The organism is Flavobacterium suncheonense GH29-5 = DSM 17707 (genome assembly GCF_000430025.1).
GTDB lineage: Bacteria > Bacteroidota > Bacteroidia > Flavobacteriales > Flavobacteriaceae > Flavobacterium > Flavobacterium suncheonense.
Map to the genome: position 1 here is coordinate 40,668 of NZ_AUCZ01000008.1, position 13,912 is coordinate 54,579.

11 protein-coding genes are annotated in these 13,912 nt (G+C 42.0%); 1 reads left to right on the forward strand and 10 read right to left on the reverse strand.

The window, feature by feature from the left end; translation table 11 throughout:
* The 5 genes from G498_RS0105450 to G498_RS0105470 are packed head-to-tail and all read right to left on the reverse strand — an operon-like array spanning position 1 to position 6,933.
* Positions 1-552 (reverse strand): c-type cytochrome, encoded by a 552-nt coding sequence (locus G498_RS0105450; RefSeq protein WP_026980240.1) that lies wholly within the window; start codon positions 550-552, stop codon positions 1-3.
* An 8-nt stretch (positions 553-560) separates the two neighbouring features.
* Positions 561-1,088, reverse strand: a complete 528-nt coding sequence (locus G498_RS0105455; RefSeq protein WP_035744214.1) for a DUF3341 domain-containing protein — start codon at positions 1,086-1,088, stop codon at positions 561-563.
* A 6-nt stretch (positions 1,089-1,094) separates the two neighbouring features.
* On the reverse strand, positions 1,095-2,501 hold the full coding sequence (gene nrfD, locus G498_RS0105460) for an NrfD/PsrC family molybdoenzyme membrane anchor subunit (RefSeq protein ID WP_026980242.1): 1,407 nt from the start codon (positions 2,499-2,501) through the stop codon (positions 1,095-1,097).
* 40 nt (positions 2,502-2,541) lie between these two features.
* Positions 2,542-5,595 (reverse strand): TAT-variant-translocated molybdopterin oxidoreductase, encoded by a 3,054-nt coding sequence (locus tag G498_RS0105465; protein ID WP_026980243.1) that lies wholly within the window; start codon positions 5,593-5,595, stop codon positions 2,542-2,544.
* Positions 5,596-5,625: 30 nt separating this feature from the next.
* Complete coding sequence (locus tag G498_RS0105470) at positions 5,626-6,933, reverse strand: c-type cytochrome (RefSeq protein ID WP_026980244.1); 1,308 nt, start codon at positions 6,931-6,933, stop codon at positions 5,626-5,628.
* 207 nt (positions 6,934-7,140) lie between these two features.
* Here G498_RS0105470 and G498_RS0105475 point away from each other — a divergent pair, with 207 nt between their 5' ends.
* A complete protein-coding gene (locus tag G498_RS0105475; protein ID WP_026980245.1) occupies positions 7,141-7,530 on the forward strand; it encodes a hypothetical protein in 390 nt (129 codons plus the stop codon).
* A 58-nt stretch (positions 7,531-7,588) separates the two neighbouring features.
* On the opposite strand, the gene G498_RS0105480 is transcribed toward G498_RS0105475, so the two are convergent.
* From G498_RS0105480 to rimP, 5 genes are all read right to left on the reverse strand, one after another.
* A complete protein-coding gene (locus G498_RS0105480) occupies positions 7,589-8,068 on the reverse strand; it encodes a hypothetical protein (protein WP_026980246.1) in 480 nt (159 codons plus the stop codon).
* A gap of 165 nt (positions 8,069-8,233) precedes the next feature.
* Complete coding sequence (locus tag G498_RS0105485) at positions 8,234-9,160, reverse strand: hypothetical protein (protein ID WP_026980247.1); 927 nt, start codon at positions 9,158-9,160, stop codon at positions 8,234-8,236.
* Between the two features lie 109 nt (positions 9,161-9,269).
* Complete coding sequence (infB, locus tag G498_RS0105490; protein ID WP_026980248.1) at positions 9,270-12,068, reverse strand: translation initiation factor IF-2; 2,799 nt, start codon at positions 12,066-12,068, stop codon at positions 9,270-9,272.
* Between the two features lie 55 nt (positions 12,069-12,123).
* On the reverse strand, positions 12,124-13,368 hold the full coding sequence (gene nusA, locus G498_RS0105495) for a transcription termination factor NusA (RefSeq protein WP_026980249.1): 1,245 nt from the start codon (positions 13,366-13,368) through the stop codon (positions 12,124-12,126).
* Positions 13,369-13,381: 13 nt separating this feature from the next.
* A complete protein-coding gene (gene rimP, locus G498_RS0105500; protein ID WP_026980250.1) occupies positions 13,382-13,846 on the reverse strand; it encodes a ribosome assembly cofactor RimP in 465 nt (154 codons plus the stop codon).
* Positions 13,847-13,912 lie beyond the last annotated feature (66 nt).

The window sequence follows — 13,912 nt, forward strand, 5'->3', positions numbered from 1 at the left end:
TTACTTCTTTAATTCGTCTCTTAGTGTCATTACATGTCTTGCCACTAACCAACGTTCTTCTTGTGTTAATTGATTAGCGTGGGATCCCATCGCATTCAAACCGTATGTTTCCACATGAAAAACACTGCCTTCTGTAATATCTCTATCTGCATAATTTGGTACGCCTAAGAATTTCTCTCTCTTCGCCAAATTACCTTTTCCATCTCCTTTTTCACCATGGCAAATCGCACAATAGATATTGAACAATTCTGCACCTTTTTCAGGATTAACAGACAAGGAATCTAAAGGTGATTTTAATTCAGTTTTTGCCTGCATGTAACCGGCCGGAGTATTTTCATACTCGTAAGGTTCAAATCCTCTTTTTATACTTCCCTTCGCCGGCAACTGACCTTCTTTACCGCTGTTGAAAGCATCCGACTCCGAATACGTTTCATAGGCAACGGATTCATACATATTAGGAAAGAACTGATAGTTAGGCTTCGACTTATCAAAGCAAGAAGTTGCCACTATCGACACACCTACTACTGCTACTATTTTATATAAGGCTTTCATATCTACTATTAATGCTTATCAATTACTTTAACTTCCACAGCGCCGGTATTTTTAAAGAAAGAAACCATATCTTCTTCATTGCCATGAAGAGCTACTTCCATTAAAAAGTGATCGTCTGTGGTTCTTACATCCGGGTTTTCTGCTTGTTTAAACGGCCACAACTTACTTCTCAAATAGAACGTAATAACCATTAAGTGCGCCGCAAAGAAAACCGTAAGCTCAAACATTACCGGTATGAAAGCCGGCATGTTCTGATAGAAAGCAAAACTTGGTTTCCCTCCGATATCCTGAGGCCAATCCACAATCATAATGTAGTTAAGCAAATTTGCCGCAAAAGTAAGACCAATACACCCGTAGATAAACGAAGCAATGGCAATTCGTGTTGGTGCTAAGCCCATTGCTTTGTCTAATCCGTGAACCGGAAATGGCGTATAAACTTCTTCAATATGATGATGTGCTGCTCTTGTTGCTTTTACAGCATCCATTAAAATGTCATCATCATTGTATATTGCATGTATAACTTTATTCGTACTCATGATCTATTAATGATTATGTGAATGATGTCCTTCTTTTTCTCTTTCTCTTTTGTAGTTGTCCCCGGAAGATTTCAAAATGGTTTTCACCTCTGCCTGAGCAATTACAGGGAAACTTCTTGAATATAATAAGAATAATACAAAGAAGAAACCAATTGTACCAATATAGATACCCGCATCCACAAAGGTTGGCTGGAACATCGTCCAGGATGACGGTAAATAATCCCTGTGTAAGGAAGTAACGATAATTACGAAACGCTCAAACCACATACCGATGTTTACCACTATCGAGATAATGAACGAGAACATGATACTTGTTCTTAATTTCTTGAACCACATGAACTGCGGAGAGAACACGTTACAAGTCATCATCAACCAATATGACCACCAGTAAGGACCGGTTGCACGGTTTAAGAATGCGTACTGCTCATATTCCACTCCGGAATACCAAGCTACGAATAACTCCGTGATATAAGCACATCCTACGATAGAACCTGTAATCATAATTACGATGTTCATCAATTCGATATGCTGTACTGTGATATAGTCTTCCAAGTTTGATACTTTTCTCATGATGATCAACAGGGTGTTAACCATTGCGAATCCTGAGAAGATTGCTCCTGCAACGAAGTACGGCGGAAGGATGGTCGTATGCCACCCCGGAATTACCGAAGTTGCGAAGTCAAAGGATACGATTGTGTGTACCGAAAGTACCAGTGGTGTTGCCAAACCGGCCAATACAAGAGAAACCTCTTCAAAACGCTGCCAGTCTTTTGCTCTACCCGACCATCCGAAAGAAAGGATGGAATAAATTCTTTTATTGAAAGGGGTTACCGCACGGTCACGAATCATCGCGAAATCCGGCAATAAACCTGTCCACCAGAACACCAAGGATACGGAAAGATACGTTGAAATCGCGAATACGTCCCACAACAACGGAGAGTTAAAGTTCACCCATAACGATCCGAACTGGTTTGGAATCGGCAATACCCAATATCCTAACCATGGACGTCCCATGTGAATAATCGGGAATAAACCAGCCTGCACTACCGAGAAGATCGTCATCGCTTCCGCTGAACGGTTAATAGCCATTCTCCATTTTTGACGGAATAATAATAGTACGGCTGAGATAAGTGTTCCGGCGTGACCGATACCTACCCACCATACGAAGTTAGTAATATCCCAGGCCCAACCTACTGTTTTGTTTAATCCCCATGTTCCGATACCGGTAGAAATGGTGTACACCATACATCCCGCTCCCCAAAGGAAGGCTGCTAATGCAATGGAGAATACGGTCCACCAAAGTTTGTTTGCTCTTCCTTCAACCGGACGAGCCACGTCTACTGTTACATCGTGATAAGATTTATCACCTATAACTAAAGGTTTTCTAATGGGTGCTTCGTAATGAGACGACATAATCCTTTATATTGTTTCTTATTAATTTATTTTATTACTCTTAGGTATTTCTAACTTTTACATGGTAGAATACATTCGGTTTGGTTCCGATGTGCTCTAACAAATGATACATTCTTTCGTCTTCTGCCAATTTAGCCACCTGACTTTCTTTATCATTTACGTCACCGAAAACCATTGCTCCGCTGGTACAAGCTGCCGAACAAGCGGTCTGGAACTCACCGTCTTTGATTTCACGTCCTTCGCGTTTTGCTTTCAGGATTGTTGCCTGTGTCATTTGGATACACATTGAACATTTCTCCATAACTCCACGGGAACGTACGTTCACATCCGGGTTCAATACCATACGACCTAAATCATCGTTCATGTGGTAATCGAACTCACTGTTTTTGTTGTACAAGAACCAGTTGAAACGACGTACTTTATACGGACAGTTGTTCGCACAGTAACGGGTACCCACACAACGGTTGTACGCCATATGGTTTTGTCCCTGACGTCCGTGTGAAGTTGCCGCAACCGGACATACAGTTTCACATGGTGCGTGGTTACAGTGCTGACACATTACTGGCTGGAACGCTACCTGAGGATTCTCAGAAGGATCTTCCATACCAGTGAAAGTATCGATAGAATTCATTAAACCGGAAGCTTTTCCTTTTAATTCTTCGTCGCCTTTGAAAGTTTCTTCGGAAGAATAGTAACGGTCGATACGCAACCAGTGCATATCGCGGCTTCTTCTCACCTCGGATTTACCTACAACCGGAACGTTGTTTTCGGCGTGACAGGCAATAACACAAGCTCCACACCCTGTACAAGCATTCAAATCAATCGATAAATTAAAGTGATGTCCAACCGAACGGTCGAAAGAATCCCACAAGTCAACTTCTGTTGTAGGCGTTTCCTGGTGGTCTAAAGACACCATCGGAATCGGGTTCCAGATTTCAGCATCTTTAGTATTGAAGATTTCAAGGGTAGTTTCTTTAACGATATCGCCTCTACCCATTAAGGTTTTTTGTAACTGAACACACGCAAACTCGTGGTCGCCATTTCCTTTAGTCAATTTAGCCGTCTGGTTGGCATTTAAGTTTGCATACACTTTGTAAGCATTAACCCCAACCTGCATTTCGGCTTTCATAGCCTCTTTACGACCGTATCCCAAAGCTAAACCGATGGTTCCGGTAGCCTGACCCGGTTGAATAATCACCGGAACGTTTTCCAACTTCACACCACCTACTTCTAAAGTAGCGTAGCTTCCGTTAAGACCACCGTTGGCCACGTTATAGTTTTCCAAACCAATTTGTTCCGCATCTTTTTTGGAAACCGTTACATAATTGTCCCAAGACGCTCTGGTAATCGGATCCGGGAACTCCTGTAACCATGGGTTGTTGGCCTGCTGTCCGTCTCCCATACCGGTTTTAGTATACAATACCAACTCCAGTCCTCCTGCATTTTTAGCCTGAGCCAACGTTGCAGCAGCACCCGCGAAGTCTGCAGCTCCCGAACCGGCAACACCAGCCTCGAAAGTATACACCCCATCATGTACCAATTTGTTCCATGAAGTTCCGGCTGCAATTGAAGTTCCTACTGCTTTTAAGTAATCGTAATAAGAAGCTGTATTTCCAGTCCAGGCCAATAAAGCTTCCTGGAATTGTTTTGTATCGAATAACGGACGGATGGTCGGCTGGGTAACCGCATAATGTCCTTTTGCAATCATTACATCGCCCCAAGACTCTAAGTAGTGAGGAGCGGCGGCAGCGATAGTGGTTTTTACTGCCGTTTCGTCTTCTCTCTGTGTGAAAGAAACCGAAAGTTTTACTTTTCCTAAACCTTCTGCAAAATCAGCAGCGTTTGGTAAAGTGTAAAGCGGGTTAACACCGTTCATAATTAAGGTATGAACTGCACCGGCTTTCATATCGGCAACCAATTGCATTACGGCTTTGTTGTCTCCTTTGCGGATCAAACGGGCAGCTGCAGGGTTGAATGCTTCTGAATTCAAAGCTTTGTTAATCGCCAATACTAATAATTGTGCATTAACATCATCCAATCCGGAAACCAAAACTCCTTTTGACCCGGCTGCTTTTAATTGTTGTGCTGCTTTTGTCACAGCCTCATCCTGTTTTCCTAAAGAAGAAGTACTAACAGCAGAACCTGTAACAGCGTTATATATTTTAACTAAAGCCTGTTTTTGCTCGGTAACGGTTAACGGAATACGTTTGTCTGCATTTGCTCCGGCTAATGACATGTTTGCCTCAATCTGGATGTGCTTCGACATTTTTCCGTTTTTCGGAACACGCCCTTTGGCATAACCGGCGTCGTAGTTTCCGCCTTGCCAGTCTCCCAAGATATCCGCCCCTACAGAAACAATTACGTCTGCTTTTGCGAAATCATACTCCGCCAAAGCTCTTTCTCCATACACCATCTGGAACGCATCCAAAGCAGTGGAAGAAGAAACCGCATCGTAAACAACGTGTTTGGCCGTTGGGTTTTTAGCAATAAAATCGGCGATTAATTTATCTGTAGACGGGCTGGCCATCGTATTGGTTAACAACACTACCTGACCGCCTTTTGTTTTTGCCTCTGTCAAACTTGCCGTTACTTTAGCATTCACCTCAGACCAGGAAGCATCTTTACCACCAATCTTAGGCTGTTTCAGACGCATGCTGTCGTACAACGACAACACTGACGCATGAACCCTTGCGTTAGCTCCAAATTTTGCATTTGGCAAATTATTATTTTCAACTTTAATAGGACGACCTTCTCTGGTTTTAATTAAGATGTTGGCAAAATCAAAACCATCCATCATAGTGGTTGCATAATAATCCGCAACACCGGGAATGATTTCTTCAGGTTGAACTACATAAGGAATAGACTTTACAACCGGACCTTCACAAGCCGCCAATGAAGCCGCAGCCGTAGAGAATCCAACGTATTTCAAAAAGTCACGACGAGTTGTTGAGGAAGCCGACAGGGTAGCCGCATCGCCAAGGAATTCATCCGTTGGGATTTCTTCAACAAATTCATTGTTTCTTAGCGTCTCAACAATAGAGCTGTTTTCGTTTAGCTCTTCAACACTTTTCCAGTATTTTTTGTTTGATGCCATTGTATATAGATATTAGCTTCTTATTAATTATTAATAGTGACACTTACCACACTCTAAACCTCCCATTTGTGCAGCCGTCAATTTGTCTACACCATACTTTTTAGAAAGCTCTTCGTGAATTTTTTTGTAATAGTCATTTCCTTCCACCTTAACATTGGTTTCTTTGTGACAGTTCACACACCATCCCATGGTTAACGGAGCATGTTGTTTCATGATTTCCATAGTTTCAACAGGACCGTGACATTTCTGACACTCTACCCCAGCCACTGTAACGTGCTGTGAGTGATTAAAATAGACAAAGTCAGGAAGATTGTGGATTCTAACCCATTTTACAGGTTTCACTTTTCCGGTATAAGACATGGTTGTTTTATCCCATCCCACCGCATCGTATAATTTTTGAATTTCAGCCGTATAGAATTCTTTCGAATACTCTACATACGTAGAATCTTTATCGCCCTGGAATTCAGAAATATTCTTATGACAGTTCATACAAACATTCAAAGAAGGAATACCGGCATTTTTACTCACCCTTGCTGACGAGTGACAATATTTACAATCGATTTTATTGTCTCCAGCGTGAATTTTATGCGAATAATGAATTGGCTGAATCGGCTCATAGTTCTGATCCACACCGATTTGCATTAAATATCCGTAGATAAAATACATTCCGATTAAAATCATCACAATGGTTGAAACCAAAACCAAAAATTGATTTTTAGCAAACGCCTTCCACAACGGTAACGACTTTTCTTTAACAGGCATTTCCACCCCATTAGCCGCCGCTATTTTGTTCAGTACATTTTTAACGAAGAACAACATGGCTACCAACATTGCCAAAACAACTGCCAGCACTCCCAAAATCAGGTTATTGGAGACACCGCCTTCCTGAGTCACTCCTCCAGTTGCCGCTACAGCAGCCGCAGCCGGTGCTTCTTCTTTCGGCTGAGAAGTAAAGGCCAAAATGTTATCAATATCGGCATCCGACAATTGCGGAAAAGCCGTCATTGGAATTTTGTTGTTTTCCTCAAAAACCTTAACCGCCTGAGCATCACCGGATTTAATCAGCTCTCCACTGTTTTTAACCCATTTGTACAACCACGCTTTGTCGTATTTATCCGCAACACCACGAAGCGCAGGCCCCGTCATTTTAGCATCTAACTTGTGACAAGCCGCACAGTTTGCATTAAAAATAGCTTTTCCGGCTACCGGATCGCCCGCACCTGCAGCAGGAGCTTCAGCTGCATCTTGAGCAAAAGTATTCAGCGAAAGCGACACTAACAGCGCCAGACTGAACAATAATTTTTTAGAAATCGAGTTATGGTTACCCACGTTTTTCATAATTAAAAATGATTTTCGACTAAATTTGGTACGATTTTCGTAAACCAGAAAACATACCCTATTTATAAACTCGGACAAAAATACGACTTATGAACTATTATCAAAACCTTAAATTTATCTTAAATTGTAATTTATACCAATTCTAAATAAATACCTGCTTTTATCGTTATCATATTAATCGTACTTTTGCATCAAACACAGTTCATTATGAGAATTTTAAGACCCTCCCTATTGGCATTATTTCTTACCGCAGGTGTATTTGGCAACCAAAATGCATTGGCACAAACCCCAAAATTTAACATAATTCAGGATCCGAAATTCGAAAATCTCTTAAACGAGAAAAGAAAGATAAACTCTTCCATAACCGTTAACGACCGCTATAAAATTCAGATTTTTTACGGCACGAACGAAGAGGCCAAAAAAGCACTTTCCACATTCCGGAAGGAGTACCGAAACCTTGACGGAACCATCGTCTATTCCAATCCCAGTTACAAAGTTTGGGTCGGTACTTTCAAAACGCGGATTGAAGCCGAACGAAATTACAAGGAAATCCTGAAAAAATACCCCAATGCCTTGTTACTTCGCCCGAACAAATAAGGCCTTTTACAAACAAAAAGCCGGCGTTTGCCGGCTTTTTGTTTTTTATATACAAATCTTACAACTCTAAATGAGCACCTTCCGTATGCAGTATATGTTCGGCTTGTTCAATTTCTTCCATCGAACCATTTAAAACCACCATGAATTTACCTTCTTTCAGATGCTCTTCGTATTTCACCACTTCGTCTTCTTTTATGCCAAGATAGGCGAAAAAAGAAATCAGACCTCCTGTGACAATGCCCAAATCAAATCCGGCGACAGCACCCACTAAAGCACCTGCGCCGTACAAAAAACCAAAACCGGGAATCGTAAAAACCCCGATACCGGAAAGCAAACCAATAACTGTCCCTGCTCCTATCCCAATTACTGCCGGAGCTTTTTGCACCACATCCGAAGTTCTCACATGGATGTGATCGTCAATGACTTCTGCAGTACCAATGAGCGAAACGTTTTTCATGGGAAAGCCATGGTCATGCAACGTTTTGATTGCATCTACCGCCTCCTTGTGCGTTTCGTAGATGGCGATTTTTGATTTCATGACTAACACAATTTAAAGTTTCCAAATTCCTTAATACTACAGTAAAATTATCAATTATAATCAGACAAATAATACATTTTATCTTAATATTATCATTTCAAAAGTGTTTTTACACATAAAAAGCAACCTCAATAACACCTAATTATCACAACGCAGTACGCCACATCATTTCCAACCCATTTCACTCTTGAATTTATCGGCAAAAAACAGATTCCGAACAGGAATTTCCGGGTTTTCTTCCTTCTCCTTAAAGAAATACCAAGGGAGATCTTCGGCAGTAATCAGACCGTATTTCTGAAAGCCGGTGGCCACATAGGAATAAACATCATATTTTTTATACATCCCATAATCCAGATCATGTTTCAGACAGGCTTGCTTAAAATAAGGTTCAAAAAGAATCCAGGTACGCTCCAGATTATCCGCACTCATAAAATTATGCTGTACCATCATAGAAAAATCATGCTGAATAAGTCCGAAATTCTTTCCGGTGGGGAACCGATCATATTTTCTAGCAATCTTATACACATCGGTCAGTACGTTAAAAAGCAACTCGTTTTGAATATCCGACACCTGACGAAGCACTGACTCATCCTGAATCTTCTCCTTAATTTTCATCCCGTAAGAATTGAGCAGCTGATCTTTAAGTCTTGCTTCGTTCAGTTGCTTTAAATCAAGCTGTTTGTCAAAGTTCTGCTCCAGCCAAATGCTGTGATTTTTAATATACATCGGTTTAAACCAGACCGCCAAATCCCCTTTTAAAACAGCCTCAGCATAAGATTCGGAACCTGTCATGTAAGCGATTGTAAAACCGTGTTTTTCCACTAAGCGGGAAAGTTGCGTTTTAAAGAAATCCAAATCGTTGTGTTTGTAACTCAGATTCATCAGTTTCAGATGCAGATCGGCTTCGTAACCGTAATCTTCATCCAGCTTCAGAATCAGCTCTTTTACTTTGAGATAGTCTGTATTGGAAACGGGTTTATAGCTGTCCAGAATGGGATTTAAGGTTTCATGAATAACTTTGTCTCGGTAGTTTTGAGAAAAAGACTTTAGCGTTGTTAAAAACAGCAGAACAAATAGGTGCTTTAGGTTCATTATATAAGAATTACCATAAGAAATGATAACGCAAGAAAAGAAATTTATTGCAACAAAACATAAAAAAAGTCCGACAAATGCCGGACTTTTTAATTATACTTAAAAACGATTATTTCAGTTTTTTCTTCACTTCCACTTCCTGGAACGCTTCGATCAAATCATATTCTTTCAAATCGTTGTAATTCTTGATCTGCATCCCGCAATCGTATCCTTTGGACACTTCTTTCACGTCGTCTTTGAAACGCTTTAAAGTAGCCAATTCACCAGTGTAAATTACCACACCTTCGCGAATCAAGCGGATTTTCGAATTGCGGAAGATTTTACCGTCGGTAACCATACATCCGGCAATCGTTCCCACTTTAGAGATTTTAAACAACTCGCGAACTTCGGCCGTACCGGTAATTTCTTCTTTCAATTCCGGTGACAACATTCCTTCCATCGCATCTTTCAAGTCGTCGATAGCATCGTAGATGATCGAGTAGTGACGGATGTCGATTTCCTCTTTCTCGGCCAACTGTTTCGCATTTCCCTGTGGGCGCACGTTAAATCCGATGATGATCGCATCCGAAGCCGACGCTAACAACACGTCAGACTCGGTAATTGCTCCTACTCCTTTGTGGATGATACGGATCTGAATTTCTTCGGTGGACAGTTTCGAGAAGGAATCCGATAAGGCTTCCACCGAACCGTCCACATCTCCTTTAAGGATAATGTTCAGCTCTTTAAACTGCCCTAAAGCGATACGGCGACCGATTTCAGCAAGCGTAATGTGTTTCTGCGTACGAACCGACTGCTCGCGCAACAACTGCATACGTTTGGCTGCAATTTGCTTCGCTTCTCTTTCGTCTTCGAATACGTTGAACTTATCACCCGCTGTTGGCGCCCCGTCCAATCCTAAAATTGAAATTGGTGTGGATGGACCGGCCTCTTTCACCATGTTACCGCGCTCGTCAAACATCGCTTTTACCTTACCGTGGTTTTTACCGGCTAACACGTAATCTCCTACGCGTAATGTTCCGGCTTGTACCAACATCGTGGTTACATAACCGCGGCCTTTATCCAATTGCGCTTCCACAACGGTTCCGACGGCAGGTTTATTTGGATTGGCTTTTAAATCTAAGATTTCCGCCTCTAACAATACTTTTTCAAGCAATTCTTTCACACCCATTCCCATTTTTGCGGAAATGTCATGCGACTGGTATTTACCGCCCCAATCTTCCACCAAAAGGTTCATGGCTGCCAGACGCTCTTTAATCTTTTCCGGATTCGCCGTTGGCTTATCCACTTTATTGATGGCAAAAATCATCGGTACACCAGCAGCCTGTGCGTGACTGATTGCCTCTTTGGTTTGCGGCATGATGTCGTCGTCGGCAGCGATTACGATAATCGCGATATCGGTAACCTGAGCTCCACGGGCACGCATCGCCGTAAAGGCTTCGTGACCCGGAGTATCCAGGAACGTGATTTCCTGACCGTTTTCCAACTCTACCCCATAGGCACCGATGTGCTGTGTAATACCTCCGGACTCACCCGCAATCACATTCGCTTTACGGATGTAATCCAACAAGGATGTTTTACCGTGGTCTACGTGACCCATTACCGTTACGATTGGTGCGCGGTGCACTAAATCTTCCGGACGGTCTTCCACCACTTCGATGTTTTCTTCGATATCGGCTGTGGTGAATTCCACTTCGTATCCGAACTCGTCGGCTACAATTGACAAGGTTTCCGCATCCAAACGTTGGTTCATCGTTACCATGATTCCTAAGGACATACAGGTTCCGATAACTTTGGTAATCGGCACGTCCATCATGCTGGCAATTTCCCCTACGGTAACGAATTCTGTTACTTTCAGTACTTTGCTTCCTTCTTCCAACGCCTGCATTTCATCCTCGGAACGCTGACGGTGGGAATCCCTTTTGTCTCTTCTGTATTTTGCCGCTTTAGATTTGCTTCCTTTTCCCTGAAGTCTTTCTAAAGTTTCTTTGATTTGGTTTTTAACTTCTTCTTCGGTTGGTTCTACTTTTGCCACAATCGCCGGACGGTTTCCTTTCTGGAAGCCCGGTTTGTTTCCAAATTTACCACCGCCTCTGTTAGCATTATTGCCACCCTGGCCTGCGTTACCGCCTTGACCCGGCTGACCGGTAGTTCCCGGTTTGCCCGGAATGCGGTTGCGTTTCTTTTTCTCCTGACTTTGCTGGTTTGCATTTTGTCCCGCAGCACCCTGACCCGGTTTATTGGCGTCTTTTTTGAAATCTTCCTTCTTCTTCTTAGGCTTGTTGAACTGCGATAAATCGATGGTCTGACCTGTGAATGTGGTTCCGGAAAGTTTTTGGTATTGCGTTTCGATTTTTTCGTCTTCCGCTGTTTCCGTTTTTGATGCTTCGGTTGCCGGCGCTTTTTCGGCTTTTTCAGCTTTCTCTTCTTTTGCAACAGCCTTAGGAGCTTCTTCCGCTACCGGCTTTTCTTCTGCTACCTGCGCAGCTGAAACAGCTTCCTCTTTTGCGATTTTTTCTGAAGAAGGTTTTTCGTCTTCCGGTTTTTTAGGATCCAAATCGATTTTACCGACTGCTTTAGGACCGGAAAGTGAGGCACGCGCTTTGATTACTTCCTGACGTTGCCTTTCCTCTTCCTGTTTGCGTTGTGCTTCCAACTCTTTCTCTCTTTCGATGCGAAGCGCTTCTTTTTCTTTCTTTTTCTCCTCACTCACTTCCAGAGAAGCTACTTTCTTACCTTTATCAGCAGAGAATTGTCCGCACAAGATCGAGTATTCCTCATTAGAAATTTTAGCGTTAGGACTTGATTCGATGGCATGACCCTTCTCCTTCAAATACTCCACAGCTCTATCCAGAGAAATATTTAATTCCCTTAAAACCTTGTTAATTCTTATTACTCTTTCTTCAGACATAAATCTTTTTTATTATTACCTTAATGCGTGTTGTGTTGTGTGTCTAACTAATAAATTAGTCTTCGAATTCTTCTTTTAAGATTCGCATTACATCCAGAATTGTCTCTTCTTCCAGATCGGTTCTTCGTACTAAATCGGCAACATCCTGTTTCAGTACGCTTCTTGCTGTATCCAAACCGATTTTTGCAAATTCGTCGATTACCCATCCGTCGATTTCATCAGAGAACTCTGTTAATTCTACGTCGTCTTCTTCTTCGGCGATATTACCTTCACGGATAACATCCAACTCATAACCGGTTAAAAGACCCGCCAGTTTAATATTGTGACCGCCGCGACCAATTGCTTTGGAAACTTCTTCTAATTTTAAAAATACTTCCGCCGTTTTTTTCTCTTCATCAATTTTAACCGAAGATACTTTTGCCGGGCTCAACGCTCTGGTGATAAACAACTGCGCGTTGGTTGTATAGTTGATAACGTCAATGTTTTCGTTACCCAACTCGCGAACAATACCGTGGATACGGGAACCTTTCATTCCCACACAGGCTCCTACCGGATCGATTCTGTCGTCGTACGAATCTACGGCTACTTTCGCTTTTTCACCCGGGATACGCACCACTTTTTTAATCATGATTAACCCGTCGAATACTTCCGGAATTTCCTGCTCGAACAATTTTTCCAGGAATTTCTCTGAAGTCCGGGACATGATGATTTGCGGCTTGTTGCCTTTCAGCTCCACGCTTTCGATGATTCCGCGCACGTTATCGCCTTTGCGGAAAAAGTCGGACGGAATTTGTTTTTCTTTCGGCAACACGATTTCGTTTCCTTCGTCGTCCACCAAAATTACAGCTTTTGGTCGCACGTGATGCACTTCTGCCGTATATATTTCTCCTATCAGATCTTTAAATTGTTTGTAAAGATTCGTATTGTCATGTTCGTGAATTTTGGAAATCAGGTTCTGACGCAACGCCAAAATCGCTCTTCTTCCCAACTGAATTAATTTCACTTCTTCGGAAACGTCTTCCCCTACTTCAAAATCAGGCTCGATTTTACGCGCTTCCGACAAAGAGATTTCAGAGTTTGGATCTTCCACCTCACCATCTGCCACCACCACACGGTTTCTCCAGATTTCCATATCCCCTTTATCAGGATTGATGATGATATCGAAATTATCATCGGAACCGTATTTTTTCTTCAATGCATTTCTGAACACATCTTCTAAAATCGCCATTAAGGTAACTCTATCGATTAGTTTATCGTCTTTGAACTCTGAAAACGACTCGATTAATGCAATATTCTCCATGTCAACTCTTTATTTAAAATGTTATTATAACAATTGCTTCTTTAATATCTTCGTACTTAATCTCTGCTCTTTTCTGAACAGTTTCTTTTCCTTTTCCGATTTGCTTCGGCTCTCTGGCTGTCCATTCCAAAACAATGCCGGCATCATCTGCTTCCGCAAGGGTTGCTTCAATTTTCTCTTTAGCGGTGGTTACCTTTAGCTTTCTGCCAATATTTTTCTTAAACTGGCGCGGTAATTTTAACGGACTGGTCGCTCCTGCTGAAGCCACTTCCAGTGAAAAATCCTGCTCTTCGCGATCTAAGTTTTGTTCAATAGATCGGCTTACATCAATACAATCCTGCAAACTCACACCATGATCTCCATCCAGCGTCACACTGATTTTATAAGCCTCTGAAATGGAAAAATCAATAAGAAAAAGAGCCGGACGCTCCAGCAACGCCTGATCCAGTTGATTTTTTACTTTTTCTTTAAACGTCATATTCGGTATAAAAAGAGGGAAGCCCTGCTTCCCTCATTATTTAGTTCGGTATTTAAATAACGGAGC